This is a genomic window from Bdellovibrio sp. (assembly GCF_036384735.1).
GTDB lineage: Bacteria > Bdellovibrionota > Bdellovibrionia > Bdellovibrionales > Bdellovibrionaceae > Bdellovibrio.
This window is the reverse complement of the sequence record NZ_DASVLT010000020.1, coordinates 1-16273: the sequence shown is the minus strand read 5'-3', so window position 1 is coordinate 16273 and position 16273 is coordinate 1. Positions and strand designations below refer to the sequence as shown.

17 protein-coding genes are annotated in these 16273 nt (G+C 44.8%); 7 read left to right on the top strand and 10 right to left on the bottom strand.

Annotated features, from left to right (window positions below; genetic code table 11):
- Positions 1 to 113 precede the first annotated feature (113 nt).
- A complete protein-coding gene (locus VF412_RS06260) occupies positions 114 to 713 on the top strand; it encodes a hypothetical protein (protein WP_331338362.1) in 600 nt (199 codons plus the stop codon).
- Here the strand turns inward: VF412_RS06260 and VF412_RS06255 are convergent.
- The 4 genes from VF412_RS06255 to VF412_RS06240 form a co-directional block, all read right to left on the bottom strand.
- Positions 702 to 2501 carry a recombinase family protein gene (locus tag VF412_RS06255; RefSeq protein ID WP_331338361.1) on the bottom strand — a complete coding sequence of 600 codons (1800 nt, stop codon included), beginning with the start codon at positions 2499 to 2501 and terminating at the stop codon, positions 702 to 704. The two genes, VF412_RS06260 and VF412_RS06255, sit on opposite strands and share 12 nt — an antisense overlap.
- A 6-nt stretch (positions 2502 to 2507) precedes the next feature.
- Positions 2508 to 2702: a hypothetical protein gene (locus VF412_RS06250; protein WP_331338360.1), complete on the bottom strand. Its 195-nt coding sequence runs from the start codon at positions 2700 to 2702 to the stop codon at positions 2508 to 2510.
- A 247-nt stretch (positions 2703 to 2949) separates the two neighbouring features.
- Positions 2950 to 3489: a flavin reductase family protein gene (locus VF412_RS06245; protein ID WP_331338359.1), complete on the bottom strand. Its 540-nt coding sequence runs from the start codon at positions 3487 to 3489 to the stop codon at positions 2950 to 2952.
- 97 nt (positions 3490 to 3586) lie between these two features.
- The gene (locus VF412_RS06240; protein WP_331338358.1) at positions 3587 to 4261 is read right to left on the bottom strand and encodes a hypothetical protein; all 675 of its coding nucleotides are present in this window, start codon (positions 4259 to 4261) and stop codon (positions 3587 to 3589) included.
- Between the two features lie 207 nt (positions 4262 to 4468).
- Here VF412_RS06240 and VF412_RS06235 point away from each other — a divergent pair, with 207 nt between their 5' ends.
- Both VF412_RS06235 and VF412_RS06230 read left to right on the top strand, forming a co-directional pair.
- On the top strand, positions 4469 to 4834 hold the full coding sequence (locus VF412_RS06235) for a metalloregulator ArsR/SmtB family transcription factor (RefSeq protein WP_331338357.1): 366 nt from the start codon (positions 4469 to 4471) through the stop codon (positions 4832 to 4834).
- Positions 4818 to 5780 carry an SRPBCC family protein gene (locus tag VF412_RS06230; protein ID WP_331338356.1) on the top strand — a complete coding sequence of 321 codons (963 nt, stop codon included), beginning with the start codon at positions 4818 to 4820 and terminating at the stop codon, positions 5778 to 5780. The genes VF412_RS06235 and VF412_RS06230 overlap by 17 nt, the downstream gene beginning before the upstream one ends.
- 84 nt (positions 5781 to 5864) lie before the next feature.
- Here the strand turns inward: VF412_RS06230 and VF412_RS06225 are convergent, their stop codons facing one another.
- The 3 genes from VF412_RS06225 to VF412_RS06215 form a co-directional block, all read right to left on the bottom strand.
- Positions 5865 to 7163 carry an adenylosuccinate synthase gene (locus tag VF412_RS06225; RefSeq protein WP_331338355.1) on the bottom strand — a complete coding sequence of 433 codons (1299 nt, stop codon included), beginning with the start codon at positions 7161 to 7163 and terminating at the stop codon, positions 5865 to 5867.
- A 72-nt stretch (positions 7164 to 7235) separates the two neighbouring features.
- A complete protein-coding gene (locus VF412_RS06220) occupies positions 7236 to 8219 on the bottom strand; it encodes a D-2-hydroxyacid dehydrogenase (RefSeq protein WP_331338354.1) in 984 nt (327 codons plus the stop codon).
- The gene (locus VF412_RS06215; protein ID WP_331338353.1) at positions 8216 to 9385 is read right to left on the bottom strand and encodes an alanine--glyoxylate aminotransferase family protein; all 1170 of its coding nucleotides are present in this window, start codon (positions 9383 to 9385) and stop codon (positions 8216 to 8218) included. The genes VF412_RS06220 and VF412_RS06215 overlap by 4 nt, the downstream gene beginning before the upstream one ends.
- Here VF412_RS06215 and VF412_RS06210 point away from each other — a divergent pair.
- The 3 genes from VF412_RS06210 to VF412_RS06200 are packed head-to-tail and all read left to right on the top strand — an operon-like array spanning position 9379 to position 11456.
- Complete coding sequence (locus tag VF412_RS06210; RefSeq protein ID WP_331338383.1) at positions 9379 to 10011, top strand: LptE family protein; 633 nt, start codon at positions 9379 to 9381, stop codon at positions 10009 to 10011. The genes VF412_RS06215 and VF412_RS06210 overlap by 7 nt on opposite strands.
- A gap of 40 nt (positions 10012 to 10051) precedes the next feature.
- Entirely contained in the window at positions 10052 to 11062 is a 1011-nt protein-coding gene (holA, locus tag VF412_RS06205) for a DNA polymerase III subunit delta (protein WP_331338352.1), read from the top strand.
- A gap of 31 nt (positions 11063 to 11093) precedes the next feature.
- Positions 11094 to 11456, top strand: coding sequence for a PilZ domain-containing protein (locus VF412_RS06200; protein WP_331338351.1), 363 nt, complete (start codon positions 11094 to 11096; stop codon positions 11454 to 11456).
- A 673-nt stretch (positions 11457 to 12129) separates the two neighbouring features.
- Here VF412_RS06200 and rpsT read toward each other — a convergent pair.
- Positions 12130 to 12393 carry a 30S ribosomal protein S20 gene (rpsT, locus tag VF412_RS06195; protein ID WP_331338350.1) on the bottom strand — a complete coding sequence of 88 codons (264 nt, stop codon included), beginning with the start codon at positions 12391 to 12393 and terminating at the stop codon, positions 12130 to 12132.
- A 56-nt stretch (positions 12394 to 12449) separates the two neighbouring features.
- Here rpsT and murJ point away from each other — a divergent pair, with 56 nt between their 5' ends.
- Positions 12450 to 14054 carry a murein biosynthesis integral membrane protein MurJ gene (gene murJ, locus VF412_RS06190; RefSeq protein ID WP_331338349.1) on the top strand — a complete coding sequence of 535 codons (1605 nt, stop codon included), beginning with the start codon at positions 12450 to 12452 and terminating at the stop codon, positions 14052 to 14054.
- Here murJ and VF412_RS06185 read toward each other — a convergent pair.
- Together VF412_RS06185 and VF412_RS06180 are read right to left on the bottom strand one after the other, a co-directional pair.
- On the bottom strand, positions 14041 to 15609 hold the full coding sequence (locus tag VF412_RS06185) for a methyl-accepting chemotaxis protein (protein WP_331338348.1): 1569 nt from the start codon (positions 15607 to 15609) through the stop codon (positions 14041 to 14043). The two genes, murJ and VF412_RS06185, sit on opposite strands and share 14 nt — an antisense overlap.
- Before the next feature lie 172 nt (positions 15610 to 15781).
- Positions 15782 to 16273, bottom strand: a 492-nt coding sequence (locus VF412_RS06180; RefSeq protein WP_331338347.1) for a hypothetical protein, incomplete at its 5' end; no start/stop codon positions are given.

Here is a 16273-nt window from a genome sequence, read left to right as displayed (position 1 = left end):
TCTCTTCTCAACTGGAGTTGAATAGAGATGGGGATTGTCTCAATCTGGGCGGGTCTTGATTTAAAAATCTGATTTTGCAATCATGGTTGTAGGCAGATTTTTTGGAGGGTTATATGAGCGAATGGCTTTTGAACGAAATTCGGAACCTCGGGATTGCAAGTACCTATATACAAAGATTAGTTCGCTATGAGCTGCGTGATTACCTCGAATCTTATGAGCTAGATTATGAAGAAGTAAGCTGCCATAAAGAGGTCAGACTTTTTATGGAGTCGCAGCCAGAAGCCTATGCATTTAAAGATTTTTTGCTGGAACAAATGAAGAATGAGTTGAATCGCCTTCCATTACCTGAGAGCCCTGACTCATGGATCGAAGAGGCATGTCGTAGACATTTGGAGAAATATGTCCGTTTGGAAGGACGGTCACTGCATTTGAATGGTAAAGTAATGACTCTTAAAGAGAAAGAGCGAGACCTAATTCATTTCTTTATAGAGTCTTTCAAAAAAGGCATTCTTTACCATACCAGCAAAGAAGTAGTCTATGCAGTCGAAGGGAAACGGAGAATAGGGGAAAAGTACAAACAGTCGATCAGAAAGAATTATTTCAATGATGATAAGGATAAGTTTAAGGCGTTATTCAAAAAGCATCATACTCAAGCTATGTATGCTTTGAATATACCGGATCTTCCGCCATTTGAGTTGGCCTTAATCAAGTAGGAGGTCAACTTTTACCTCTAGTGAAATCGGGTTCATTGAAAGATCGTGGAGAGCCCCATCTTCCTGTGAAAGAGCCCTTCCCAAATTCATGGTCCCTAGAATCTTGAAAACCTCTCTCTTTTCAGAGTTTGCTGTTCTCACAAGTTTAAGTCCTTCTTTGCCGATCAAGGGTTTAAGAGCTTTGTTTACCTCGAAGGGCTTCTTTGTCCTTAGAAGATTAGGGACTTCACGAAGTCGTGCAATAATGGCTGAAGGAGTTACATAGCATTCTCCGTCAGTATTCTTCTTAAATAATTGCTTTTTAACTTCAAGTGATGCTTTTTGGCGTTCAAGTTCAGCGAGGCGCAAAAGAACCGCCTGCGAACTGTGTCCGTTTTCAATAGAGTTTACGAGATTTCCAATTTTTTGATTGGTTTCCTCGAGTTCTCTCTCTGTTTCAAACAGGTTTTCATCATTAGAAGAGTTACGCTTGCGTTTTAGATCATTGTATTTAAGAGCAATCGCGGTAGCGATCTTCTCATCTTTTAAATGAGCGGCAACTAGCTCCAAAAACGGCTCTTCCAGTTTTTTCCAATGAATAGTTTTTGTATTAGTGCAACTACGCCACTTACTTCCGTTTCTACAGCCGTAATACCCACCTTTTTTCCCTCCAACGACAACAATTGGCCCTCCGCAGGTTTCGCATGAAAATAGACTCGTCAGAATATGTTCTGTTTTACCACCATGTTTGAATGGTCTATTACCGGGAATGCCAGCTTTAAGTTTAGCGAGATTGTAAACCTCATAGCGATCTCTAACGGCGTTCCACAATTCGTCTGAGATTATTTTGAGATCTGGATGTTCTGTAACGATCCACTCGGATTTCGGTAGATTGACAGTTCGCCTTCCCCCATCACTCATTTTAACAGTAGTTGTTTTCCCCCGTTCAACAATGCCGATGTATCCTTTGTTGTGTAAAACATTCCAGACGGTTTTGTCTCGCCAGGTAGCATTTTGGCGAGCTTGTGGTTTGATTTTTCCATGTTTGTCATAGCAGCTCGGGGGGAGAATGCCATCAGCATTTAGAATCTGCGCAATTTCCTTTTGACTATGACCCGAACTGGATAAGAGGAAAATCCTTCTTACAACGGCTGCTTGATCCTCCAATATATAGTATCGGAAAAATGAATCTTTGATCTTTCCTTTGACGACAGACTGTTCTGTCGGGGTTGAACTAACACCAAACCATAAATGGCCATCAGAGCAGCCTTCTATACGTCGCTCGTTAAGACCTCGGTGAGTATCCATAGAGATGTTCTCCAAGAGTTCTTCCGAGGCCCATGCTCTGTTCATCAATTTGAGCCTTGAACCTTTGTCTGCCGACGAATAGTCGTCGGAAACACTGATTAGCTCTGCATTCCATTCTTCAATTTGGTCACTGATTTCTAAACTATTCATCATGTTGCGTGAGGCGCGATCAAGTCGAAGCACAACAAGAATGCTGGCCTCCCTTTTGGCTAGTAATGAAAGGCCGAGAGACAGCTGCTCTCGGCGCTCTATAGAAAATCCTGAGTATCCTTCATCCTTGAGCTCGCATTTAATGACAAGTTTTGAGTTAGGAAACCGTCGGGATCTTACCTTCCCTCCATCGATAGCCCGCCGAAGTGCTCGAAGTTGATCATCGCAAGATCCTGCTTGGAACTCGGTAGAGTCACGAGCATATAGCACCACTCCCACTTCCGGATTGGAGAGTGGGGTTTCGTCAGTATATTTGATGATTTTAAAATTCGGACGGTTGGGCTCAGCCATCACATTTTATCCGACCACAACGTGGTGGTCTGCCTCCTCAAGGACTGTCGCTACCAGGCAAATAAGAATCTCCAAATTTTTAAAATCCTTCGAATCCTGGCTGTCAATTTCTAGGGCATTATAGTCAGAGGCCTGACAAGACTTCGGCTTATCAGTGGCTTGGTTCGATTGGATCTTATTGGGTTGCTCGAAAGAGTTCATTGCAATGGGTCTAACAAAGTCCCTGTGCGTTATCAAAATACCCGTCGGGTGAAAAAACGGGGATTAGCTGAACACTATACTGCGTCGGATTTAGGTTTTAATATTATCTGATCTAAAGGTTCTACGGAAAGTATCTTGGGAACGCCAAATTTTTCTAAATCAGTGAAATTCCAATTCTTTTAAAAAGAGACAACCTGCAAGTTGTTGGAATTTTGCTTATTCGTATTTTAAATCATGTTGATATTCTTTAAAGTTTTTTTGAGTTGAGATGAACTGTTCGACCGGCAATCATGAATTGACCTCGGCCGCGATGATGAAGCGTCTTGGGGTTTTTGATGGAAGAGTCGACCCAAGCTTTGATGACCTCAACGACAAAGAAAGCATATTTTTTCGCCAGTGTTGAGTCAACGATTCGACATTCTAAACTGGCGTAGCATTCTTTGATCAAAGGCGCATCTACATAGGATGCCTCCACTGGGGTGAGGCTAAATTTTTTGAACTTATCAGTATTCCGTCCAGAGGTATTTCCACAGCCGACGACTGCTTTTGCCAGTTTCGCCGTTGGAATATTGATCACACATTCTTTGTGTTTATAAAAGGCCGCGTACGAATAATTCTGATCGGATAGAACCATTCCAATTAACGGCGGAGTGAACTCTAGCGGCAGATGCCAGGATTGTGTCATAACATTCATCCGTCCCTTAGCATCACTCGTGGTGATTAGAACGACGGGCCCCGATTCGAGGAGAGCGTAAACCTTGCTTAAAGGAAAAGACTTTTTGGTCATTCTCAAATTTCACTTCATTGACAAGACCCGCGCTACTTATTTTTCTTCTAGACTCAGTCTTTTGCGAGAGTACATCGGGATGGCTGAAGGGGTGGGTCTATTTTCCGATGGTTCCTGGCACGCCATCGAACATCAAGCCGATGGTGAAATATCCTCCGGATAGATCCAAAGTGCTAATGCCGCTAGGAACGGTGCCTGACTGTTTGAAGCCATCGACTTTATTGGATTCAACGCCGCCTTCGAAAACCAAAAAGAAATGTTTGAAACCGAAAGCCATGGAAGCGCCAGCCGCTGTGTAAGGAGTGGCCAGCCAGCCATCGGTGGCCTTTCGTGTGAGCTCTCCATCTTGGGTTGCTGTCTTAATTGTCAATGTGGTGTTGCTGCCACCAAATCCTGCAAATCCATCGAGGCGAAAAAAATCATTTTTAATCACAGGAACACGAGCGACTAAAAGCACAGAATCCTGATCTAATTTTGAATAGTAGTCAGTGCTGGGATTCGAAGGGCTTTCCTCATTTGTCGCAAATCTTTTTGTGTAACGAACGCCCACATCTAAGTGGCTCAAAAGAGGATATGTGATTTCAAGTCCTGCTTGGGTAACGCCGTTAATTTTTTGCAAACTTTGACTGCTGAGGGTGTCATTCACATTCGAAGGGGAGGCATTGGTTGTTCCGATGAAGAGGCGAGCCTGTACAGGAATCGTTGTTTCTGCTTTTGCAAATGGGAGTGAAAGCAAGACAAGGGAAGCACTCAGTAGTGATCTTTTTATCATGGACACCTCTTGTTTCGATTATCTGGATCCCTAACTTGTTTTCAAGCAAAAACGATTGATTGGGGCTTTCGAATAGCGAGGTGAGGCTTAAATCCGAATAAAATCAAGTTCTTGCGATCTTCTGAGGGAGGGGGAATCCCCCTTCTTGACGAAAGCTACTCGGTGATTTATATTTAACTTAATGGTTAATTAACCGATAGGTGAAATATGCAAGATCATCTCAGTCAAACATTTGCCGCCTTAGCAGATCCAACACGTCGAGCGATTCTCGCAAGGCTCTCAAAGGGAGAAGCCAATGTCTCGGATCTAGCCGAGCCATTTTTAAAAGACATGAGTCTGCCTGCCGTCACCAAACACCTGAAGGTGTTAGAGAAGGCAGGGCTCATCACCAGAGGACGAGAAGCTCAGTGGAGACCTTGTAAGCTTAATGGCATTGCTCTGCGGGAAGCCTCTGACTGGATGGAAACATATCGAGCATTTTGGGAAGAAAGTTTTGATCGACTTGATGAATATCTAAAATCAGTGACCGCGAAAAAAAACGCGAAAGGAAAAAAACATGGCCGTCAAAAATAATTCTAATGAACTCAAGATCACGCGCATCTACGATGCTCCTGTAAAAATGGTGTGGGATGCTTGGATTGAACCGGATCAGGTGGCTCAGTGGTGGGGACCTCGTGGCTTTACTTTGACAACTTATAGTAAAGATGTTCGCACGGGTGGTTCGTGGCATTACGTCATGCATGGACCTGATGGCACTGATTATCAAAGTAAAACACAATACCTTGAGGTCGAAAAATATTCCCGCATGGTTTATGACCATGGTGGGTATGAAGATAGAGCGCCTCTATTTCGTGTCACTGTCACTTTTGCGGAAGTGAAGGGTGGGAAAACAAAGATGGAAATGACGATGACGCTTCCAACTCCAGAAGCTGCTAGGGAAACTGAAAAGTTCATTAAGAAAGCGGGAGGAAATTCAACGTGGGATCGCTTGGCGGAATTCTTGGAGAAAGAATCTTCCGGTAAGGATAAGTTCATTATCAATCGCTCTTTCAATGTGCCTCTTGAAACAATGTTTGAAATGTGGACGAATTCAAATCACTTTTCAAAATGGTTACCTCCTACGGGGTTCACGATGCAGTTCCTCCAGGCAGACATGAAAGTCGGTGGAAGCTCGTTATTTTTTATGACAGATGGTGGCAGTACTAAAATGTACGGTCGCACCAGCTATCAGGAAATCATTCGTCCTCATCGTGTGGTTTATACTCAGCAATTTACGGATGAAAAAGGCAATGTCTCTCGCCATCCGATGGTGCCGACATGGCCTGAAACAATGTTAACGATCGTAGAATTAACTGCAGAAGGCCCCGAGCAAACTCGTGTGACTGTTTCGTGGGAGCCTGTTGGAAATATCACTCACGAAGAAATTCAGACTTTCATTAAAGAAAGAGCGGGTATGACTCAAGGATGGACGGGTTCTTTCGATAAATTGGAAGAGTATATCGAAAGAAATAGTCACTAAGCAAAAGTTGTTCGGAATGAAATAAAAAAAAGCCCACGTGAATTGCACGTGGGCTTTTTGAATTTCAAAAAGTAAAAATTGATTTTAGTTATTGAAGAGTGGTTTTACCCACAATGTTTGTTCACGGCCCGGACCTACAGAGATCACGTCGATTGGCGTGCCCAATTGCGAGCCGACGTAATCGATATAGTTTGTTGTTGGGCGAGGAAGATCAGAAAGTGTTTTTACTTTCGTCAAATCTTCTTTCCAACCTGGAAGCCATTCGATGACGGGTTCCACATTTTCCAATTCATAAGGTGAAGTTGGAAGTTCAGTGATCACTTCGCCATTTAATTTGTAAGCTGTGCAAACGCCCACGCGATCGTGACCTGTCAAAACGTCGATTTTCATCATCGCAAGATTTGTAATGCCATTCACTCGGATTGCATATTTCAGGGCAACAAGATCCAACCATCCGCAGCGGCGGGCGCGACCAGTTGTTGAGCCGAACTCATGACCGTCAGCCTGAATCTTTTCGCCGACTTCATCTTTCAATTCTGTTGGAAATGGACCACTGCCGACACGGGTTGTGTAGGCTTTAAAAACACCGATTACTTTTTGAACGTTCATTGGGCCGATGCCGGCGCTTGCGCAGGCATTGGCAGCCAAAGTTGAAGAGCTTGTCACAAATGGATAAGTTCCATGAAGAACGTCCAGCATTGTTCCTTGCGCACCTTCAAACAAAACACGTTTTCCAGCTTTCAAATTTTTTGCAATAAACAAAGAAGAATCTTTTGCACGGTATGGAGCAAGTTCTTCAGCTACCTCTGCAAGATCTTTCATGATCTCGTCGATATTGAAGCCTTGAGTTTTATAGTAGTTCTCAAGGATGAAGTTTCTTTCGCGAAGAGCGAGTTCCAATTTTTTACGAAGAGAATCACGATCGAAAAGATCACCGAACAAAACAGCTCGGCGAGCCGCGCGGTCTTCGTATGCAGGACCGATGCCTTTGCCTGTTGTTCCGATTTTTTCGTTGCTCAAAGCAGACTCGCGGGCCGCATCCAAAGCTTTGTGATATGGAAGAATCACAGTGGCTGTGTCCGAGATCATCAATTGTTTTGGATTTTGTAAAAGGCCTGACTCTTTAAGACCCTTGATTTCTTTGCTGATAGCGAAGACATCAATCACAACACCGGAAGCAATCACGCATGTTGTTTCAGGGCGAAGGATTCCGGAAGGAACCAAGTGAAGAACAGTTTTTTGACCATTTACTACCAGTGTATGACCTGCGTTGGCGCCACCTTGGTAGCGTACAACCATGTCCGCCTTTTCTGCGAACACGTCGATCAGTTTGCCTTTACCTTCATCGCCCCATTGGGCGCCGACAACTACGATTCCTGCCATGATTTTGACCCCTCAAAAGGTCTGTAAAAAGACCCACCCAACTATCTTTTAAGAGAATGTAAGAGGCAAGTTTTATTCTCCTTTAAATGGAGCCGCTCCATACCAAGGCGCTCTTGGCGGTAGAGTGTCAGAAGTGCTCCCATCAATAAAGAAGCCCATAAGCTTATTAGCTGCAATCTGAGAGGCTTTGAAGAACGCGTCCTCGGTGTTCGCTCCAATGTGTGGAGTCAAAATCACGTTGGGATACGTCAAAAGTTTTGAATTTCGATGGAGTGGTTCCTTTTCGAAAACATCCAAACCGACAGAACGAAGCCAACCTTTTTCAATGGCTTCGCAAAGATCGTTCTCGTTAATGACCGAGCCGCGGGACGTGTTGATCAAAACTAAACCGCGATGAATATATTCGAAGTGCGAGCGGTTGAGCATATGCTCAGTTTCCAAAGTTTTCGGAACGTGAAAGCTCATAACATCAGCGGTTTTTAAAACCTCTTCGTAACTTAAACGAGGAATTTTTAAGCGTTCAAAAGATTCATCTTCAGCGTATGGATCGAATGCCACAACATTCATGCCGAAAGCTTGAGCAATTTCAGCCACGCGAGTTCCAATGCGTCCCAACCCCACGATGCCGTAGGTACGTCCGCAAAGCTCAATGCCTGTGATCAGGTCGCGCTTCCATTCGCCCGCTTTCACCATCTTGTGGGCTTGTTGCAAATTATTTACGCAACTTAAGACCAAACCCCACGTCAATTGCGCCGCGGACTCGATATTTGCTGTTGGCGTGTGCATCACCGTGATGCCCCATTTTTGCGTGGCTTCAAGGTCGATATGATCAAAGCCACTTGTGCACGTGATAATCAATTGCAACTGGCGGGCCTTTTTTAAAAGCTCTTCATCAATCCGTGTGCGGCTGCGAATGATAAGCGCGTGAGCCGACACCAAATGTTCCAAGGGCAAATGTTGATAATGATCAGAGCGAACTACTTCGAAGTGGCTTTGTTGTTGTAAAAACAAAAAGCTATCTTGAGCAAAGCGGTCCGTGATCAAAATTTTCTTCATGGATTTTGCTCCAACCATTTTTCTGCGTCATTCGCTATCAATGACACTTGCTCAAGAGAAATATAATCAGGATCAAAGTGACGAAGAGTGTGACCCAAACACTCCATCAGGCGAACCAATTCGTGGTCTTGAATATAACCCATGTGACCCACGCGAATGATTTTGCCTTTCGCTTGATCTTGGCCGCCCATGATTGTGATGTTGTGAGCTTCTTCCAATTGCAGACGAATTTTCTGTCCGTCCATATTTGAAGGCACAGTCAACGCTGTGACAGAGTCACTAGGCGCTTTCGCATAAAGAAGGAAACCCAATTTCTGCGCAAAGATGCGTGTGAATTCTGCACGTCGATGAATGTCATGGAAAAGTTTGTCCAAGCCTTGAGCTTGAATCAAATTCAACACAACATCTAAAGCACGAATGATTACCACGTTGGAAGAATAGAAAGTTTCGCCGGCGCTGTTGGCTTTTTTCTCTTTACGAACGTCGAAATAGTAGCGGGGGCATTTTGCCTGATCGATAAATTTCCAAGCTTTTTGCGAAAAAGAAATGAATGCCATGCCTGTTGGAAGCATGAAGGCTTTTTGCGAGCCGGCTACTAGCCCATCGATTTTCCATTCATCCATCCGGATTGGATATGCTCCTAAAGCGGTGATGGCGTCGACTAAGAATAAGGTCTCAGAATATTTTTGTACAACCGCTGCGATCTCTTTGATCGGGTGAGCAACAGCTGTACTTGTTTCGCAAGCTTGGCAAAGAACGGCGCGGGTATTAGGATTTTTTTGTAAGTGTTCTTCCACTGCCGAAACATCGACAGCTTCACCCCACGGCACTTCGATGATTGTAACAGCGGCGCCGAAAACTTTTGCCATATCGGCCCAGCGCTCACCAAATTTCCCAGAGACAATGGCCAAAACTTTATCGCCCGGGGAAATCGTATTGACGAGCAATGCCTCCATGCCGCCAGAACCCGTTGCAGTCAAAAGATAGACGTCTTCTTTTGTTTGAAAAACAGTTTTAATATTAGTCAAAACGCGCTTCAAAATTTTATCAAATTCTGGGGTGCGATGATGAATCATTGGAAGTGCCAAAGCTTTACGCACCTCAGGATGAAGATTGACCGGACCAGGAGCTAATAAGCTGTAATCAGATTCATTGGGTGATGTCATTTTTCTTCCTTGATATCTTGTTTAATTTATACTCAACTGGCTCGGTGGACGCAATCTTTAAAGCTTTTCGCATCACTTTGGTTTTAAGTCTTTTTCTCTCTGGATGTGCCTATCACCTAGGCGCTGCCAATCGCAGTATTCCCGGTGGATATAAGCAAATTTCTGTTCCTGTTTTTAAAAATAAAACGCAGGAAGTTGGAATCGAAGTGTCATTCACGAATGCCTTGATTCAAGAATTTCAGCGTTCTCATGTTGCGCGCGTTGTGGACAACTCGTTGTCCGAAGTTGCTGTGATCGGAACGATTGATAGTATTCAATATTTACCAGGTGCAAAACGTTTGGCCGGTGACTCTGCGACGCCTTATTTGCCTCAAGGAACAGCACTCGCATCGGAATATCGTATTCTTCTGGTAGTAACTGTCAGAGTCGTTCGACAAGCTGATGGTACAGAGTTGTGGAAGGGCACGTTCAACGGAGAGCGTACTTATCAGGCACCGCAGGTGACGCTGGCGGGCGTAAACTCGGTGAATCCTCTTTACAATCTTTCTGCACGCAGGCAGAACATTGACGTCATGGCGAGCGACTTGATGCTCGAAGCACACGATCGTATTACAGAAAACTTTTAACGTTTTCGGTAATTTAACAACCTGAGTTGGCTATACTGAAATGGCGATGATTGATGCACAAAAATTCTATAAGGATTTAGAGAAGGGTCAGTTGGCTCCTCTTTATTTCTTATTTGGTGAAGAACCATATTTGCTCAATCAAAGCGTTGAAAGATTCAAATACGCCGTTCTGAATGAAGGCGCCATCGATTTTAATTACAGTTTGTTTTATGCCAGTGATGCTGACGTTGTCGTTGTTCGCGATGCCGTGGAAACACTGCCGATGATGGCCGCACGTCGCTTGGTGATCTTGAAAGAAGCTCAAGAATTGACCGATAAAGAATGGACCGAGCTTGAGCCTCTGATTGAAAACGCAGTGGACAGTACGGTTTTTGTGATTCTAGCGTCACGCGTGGATAAGCGTAAAAAACCAATTCGCACAATGCTTGATAAAGCAGAATGCGTGGAATTCAAAAAACCATACGAAAATCAGATTCCATCTTGGATCAACTATATTGCGCAAAGTTTGGGCCTTGCTATCAGCAATGAAGCAATTCACTTGTTGCATAAACTTGTAGGCCATCATTTGACTGAAATCGAAGGGGAGTTGAAGAAACTCGGTGAATTCGTTGAAGGTCAACGTCGTATTGAAGTGGCCGATGTAGCGCAAGTGGTTTCTCGCTCGAAAGAAGAAAACGTTTTCGATCTGACGAAAGCCATCGGCGAAAGTGATCGTGTAAAAGCCCTTGAGCACTTGGTGCACTTATTGGATCAAGGTCAAAACGAGATCGGAATTATCTCTTTAGTGGCTCGCCATATCCGCATTCTTTTAACTGTGAAAAAGGGAATGGACGAAGGCCTTCACGGAGCAAAGCTCGCGCACTACGCGCAAGTGCCGCCCTATTTCTTAGAGAACTACACAGATCAAGCTAGACGTTGGACTGCGAAAAAATTAGAGCAAACTTTAGTGGTTCTTTCTGAGACAGATAAGGCCTTGAAGTCGTCACCATTGTCCAGCCACATCTGGCTTGAGAACATGGTTTTAAAAACCTGCACACCTCTCGCGCATTAAGATCCCCTCTGAAATCCCGATAAGTAAAAGGATGAGTAGCAAGTACGAATTCGAAGATAAAGGACATTTCCGCCGTCAGTATCCACGACGTGCGATGAAGCGTAAAGCCGGTGTGCTTTGCGATGGTTCTTACTTTGTCTGCGAAACAGGCGAGATCGGTGAGGGGGGGATGTCCATCATCTCTGATTACGTTCTTACCGAAGGCCACGAACTTGTTGTGAGTTTGCAAATTCCTTCCGGTGACTTCGTATTCCTTCGTGCGATTGTTCGTTCCACTCGAAAACGTGAAGACTCGAAAGTGGTTCACGGTCTTAGCTTTGCGGAAATTGCTTTTTCTATTAAACGTCAGATTCGGGCTTTTGTTTCTGCTCGTACTGAGTCTGTTGCTTCTTAATTGATTCTTTTAAGTGCGGGGTTCTCCAATGCAGGGAAGGGCTCCCTTTATTAGGTACTATGCTTCGTGAGGCACGCCTTCCGGGCTCTGTTGCCGCCGCTGCCGTGGGCAGTGGTTCGCGCCATCGTGGCGCCGACAAAGGCCTCACTTCGCACAGTACCTAATAAAGGGAGCCCTTCCCTGCATTGGAGAATTGGTGTTGAAGGAAAATTGGGATTCGATAGATGTGCTGGTGAAATCAAAAGGCATAGGATGTTTAGAAAAGTGCAACGGTCTGCTTTGTGAGTGGCTGTCGCAGGTACCACAAACGTCGAAGTACCCACAACACGTCGTAATTTATTTCCCCTCTGATCTTCTTTCCAGCCATGAGCATCTTCAGAGTAACCCAATAAGGTATTTATAAATTTTAGACCTTGCGAAGAGCGGCCTTCGTCGGCGCCACGATGGCGCGAACCACGGCGCAGCCGTGGCGACGAGCGAGCCCGGAAGGCGTGCCGCACGCAGCGAGGCCTAAAATTTATAAATACCTTATTGGGTTGCTCTGCAGGAAGAACCAAGACCGGAGATAAACCGAAGAGGGGGAAAAATTAAAGCGGCCTCAAAAAGCCCAAAAACTGAGTTCTTGGAATCTTTGAGACCGCTTTAAGTTCTTTAACTAAGAGTTCTGTTAAAACTATTTAGTAGTAGAAACGCGTGTAGAAAGGCGGCTGATTTTGCGAGAAGCCGTTTCTTTCTTGATAACGCCAGTTTTAGCAGCTTTCATCACTTCAGAAGTGAAAGCTTTCAACAATTCAGGAAGAGCTTTCAAGTCTTTAGCTGCGATAGCTTTAACAAGTTTTTTTTCTACTGTTTTCACAGTGCTTTTGCGTGCGTTGTTTACAGCAGTTTTACGAATAGCTTGACGAGCTCTTTTTGCTGCAGACTTATGATTTGCCAAGGGATAACCTCCACAGTAATCTTTTTTCTTAGACGAACCAAAGGGATTAACATAGGGTGTCTGACGAAGCAAGCACATTAAAAAAAGACGTCAAAGAAGATCGCAAAAAGGTCCTCCAGAGGGCGTTTTTCATGGCATCGGGGACCCTAACAAGCCGCATTCTGGGGCTTTTTCGGGATATGGCCCTGGCGGCACTCTTTGACCGGGCTGTCACAGATGCGTGGGCTGCGGCATTCCGTCTGCCTAATTTGTTTCGTCGCCTGTTTGGCGAAGGCTCCCTGTCCGTGAGTTTTATTCCAGTTTTTTTGGAGGCCAAAGACGGAGATCCCCACGGCCCTCGCGTGCAAAACTTGGTCAATGCTCTTTATACGATTCTGCTGATCGCACTCGCTGTCGTCACTGTTCTTGGTGTCATTTATATGGACTCGGTTTTGGGATTGCTGCTTTCTTCGCGCTACATGGCGGATACTGAAAAGTGGTTTCTGACAGTTCGTATGGCGCGGATTATGTTTGGTTTCGTTTTCTTTGTCTGTACCTATGCTTACTTCATGGGAATTCTCAATGCCCTTGGAGTTTTTGGTCTACCGGCGGTGGCTCCAGCCCTTCTGAATATTTCTATGTTGGCATTTACATTTATGCCGACGTCATGGTTTGCCGAAAAGGGCGATGGTCTTGCCTGGGGTGTTCTCGTCGGCGGGGTTTTGCAAGCGAGTCTTTTATGGATTGCTTTGAAGGCCCGTGGGTTCCTGCCGCGATTGCAAAAAAATATTTGGAATCATGATGTAAAAAAAGTTCTGATCAATATGGTGCCGGGTCTTTTGGGAATTGGTCTTTTGCAATTTTCGACGCTTGTGAATTTGCACTTTGCAAGCACCATTGGCGAGGGAGCGATCTCTTACGTTTATTGGGCAGACCGCCTGCTGGAACTTCCTTTGTCCCTTGTATCTGTCAGTTTGGGGGCAGCCTTGTTGCCAACACTTAGTGAATTCGCTTTCAGAAAGCAGAAAGAACAATTTCAAGAAACCGTTGAGGAGCATTTTCTTTTTAGTTTTTTCCTGGCATGGCCTGCGGCTTTAGGGTTGTATTTCTTGGCTCAACCTATTGTCGAAGTTCTTTTTATGCGTGGTCATTTTTCTATGGACGACGTCAATGCCACGACGATTGTTTTGAAGGTCTATGCATTAAGCCTTTTGTTTGTTTCAAGCATTCGTATTCTAGCTCCGGCATTTTATGCTGTGAAGAATACCTGGCTTCCAGCTGGGACTTCGCTCGTTTCTTTGCTTCTTCATTTGTCATGGGCGGGCTGGTGGATTCGCCAAGCCGGTTTGCAGGGGCTTGTGCTTTCAAGCTTGCTCGCGATGATTTTGCAGTTTATTGCGATGCTGATTGCGTTGCATGTGACAGTCATGACCGTTCGTTGGCGGAAGGTCAGCATCGAAATTTTGAAAACTGTTATAGCGGGGACTTTGCTGGCGGCTGCTGTGCAAATATATGAACCCCTGTCGGCCCTTATTGGATCGAGTGGCTTCGCTCGGATGATTGCTTTAGGAATTTCAATTTTGCTAGGCGGGGGAGTGTATCTGATCTCCTCCCACCTTCTAAAAATTTCTCAGGGACAGTTTTTAATATCTACCATTCGTAGAAAAATTAAAATCCCTTAGCAGAACCCAGGTTCACGCGGGATTTTTCAGGAAATTTTACGACATTCAGAGGTGCATGGTGTGAAGATTCCTGATGGGCTTTGCCGGTGTCAGTGTGAGTTCCTGAAATCACTTCACGCAAGGACATCGTCACCTTGTGATTGCTGTCCGAGAGTTCTTTCAAGTCCGATGTTGTCGCAGAAATTTCCTCAGCAGAGGCCGCGTTGGCCTGAGTGGCTTGGTCGAGTTGGTTCATGGCAGAGCTGATTTGCTCGAGGCCTGCCGCCTGCTCTGAGCTTGCCACGGAGATTTCATTATTAAGCTCGGCCACTTTTTTGACGGAGGTCACGATATTCGTCAAAACCACACCACTACGATCTGCGATTTCCGTACCGTGTTCAACATGCGCTACAGAATCTTTGATAAGATTTGTGATATCTTTCGCTGCGGAGGCACTACGTGCAGCCAGGGATCTGACGGCCTCTGCGACGACAGCAAAGCCTCGTCCTTGCTCACCCGCACGGGCAGCTTCAACGGCGGCATTTAATGCCAACAGGTTTGTTTGGAAAGCGATATCGTCGATGACGTTGATGATTTCCTCAATTTTGCGGGAAGACTGATTGATTTCATGCATGCTGGCGACCAGGGATTTAATCTCCTCTTCACCTTTTTCCGCAGATAATCTGGAATTTGCAGAAAGGTCAGCCGCTTGTTTTGCATGTTCTGAATTGAGTTTTACCATAGAGGAAAGCTCTTCCAGAGAGGCCACGGTTTCTTCAAGCGACGCCGCCGCTTGAGTTGACGAACTGACCAAAGATGTTCCTGCATGATTTAAGTGCGAGATAGTATCCTTCACTCGCGAGCCAGAATCGGCAATTTGAGACACCAGCCCTGAAAGATATTTGGAAAGACGAGCGCCAATAAAAAGCATAAAACCAAAGACGACGAGGCTTGCAAATAGAATGACACCACTTAAAAGTTTTAATCCGGTCGATCGAATGTAAGCAGCTTGATCCTCATCGGCAGAGGCTTGCTTTTCATAGATAGAAATAACACTTGTGTTGAAATCTGCGACTTTTAAATTTGTGATGCGAAAGTCCTCGCGTAAAAGTGTTTTAGCTTGTTCCCATTTCTGTGGATCGGAGCTTTCAACTAAGGCTTCTACATCAGACATTTCTTTTTGTAGTTTTGCGACCTCTGGTTTTGCAGCTTCATGAATCTTTGCTTCTTCGGGCGTGTCTGAAGTGTTTGAATACTTCACATAGTTTTCATTGAATTCTTTGATGGACTCTTTGGCTTGCGCCACATAAAAACTGCGAAGTTTCGCGTCGTGACTTTCATCTAATGCCGCCCAGATGTTGTATCCAAACTTATTACGCGACTGTCGCATTTCTCCCTGGGTGATGATGTTGGGTAAGACTTCTTTTTCAGAGCTGTCTACTAAAGCATAGATCATGTTGAATCCATGTTGAGCGATGAAGAACATCACTGCAAATCCAAGAAGTGGGATCAGTGCGGTTTTAAAAAGACGGCCTTGAAGGCCTTTGAACCAGTTGGAAGAGTGTTGGGGATTCATAACGGACTCCTTGATGTGGACGCTCTAGACTGTTCGGATGCTAAGTAATTTTTTAAAAGGTATTTTGTTAGTTTTTTAACCTCTGGGACCAAACCGTTCTCGGCTTGAGAGGAAAATTAGAGTTCGTTTCGCGAAGATGAATCTTTCTGAGAATACTAAGGTCAACGAGTCATTAGCGGTAATAAAAAGATGATTCGAAAGACCTAACACGTGAGGAGGATTTCTTTGATGGGTTAACAAAAAATGTTTGAAGCTTCTTGTCGAGGCGTTGAATGTCGAAAGCCGTTTTATCAGCTCGAATCGAAAGCTCTTCAGCCGCATCACGCAGAGCTCGCATGAAAACGACGGCTCTTTCATTTGCGGGATCTTCATGGCGAAGCTGGCCAGAGACCCGTTGAATTTGGTCATAGTGAAAACTCGCGACTTCAACTAAATCCTCTGACATTCCCTGGACACGTTCACTCATGAGTTGAACTTCAGTCATGGATTTTAAATATTTTTTTGTCACGTGTCTAACGTACAAGACATGCGCTAACACGGAAGGTATGGCGATGGCGACAGAGGAAGCGATTCCCAAGAAAATGGCATTGCGACTAGGAGAGTCTGAGGGGAGATGGGCGTATTCATAGAGGCGCAAGCTCATCCAAGAAAGATATCCGACTAA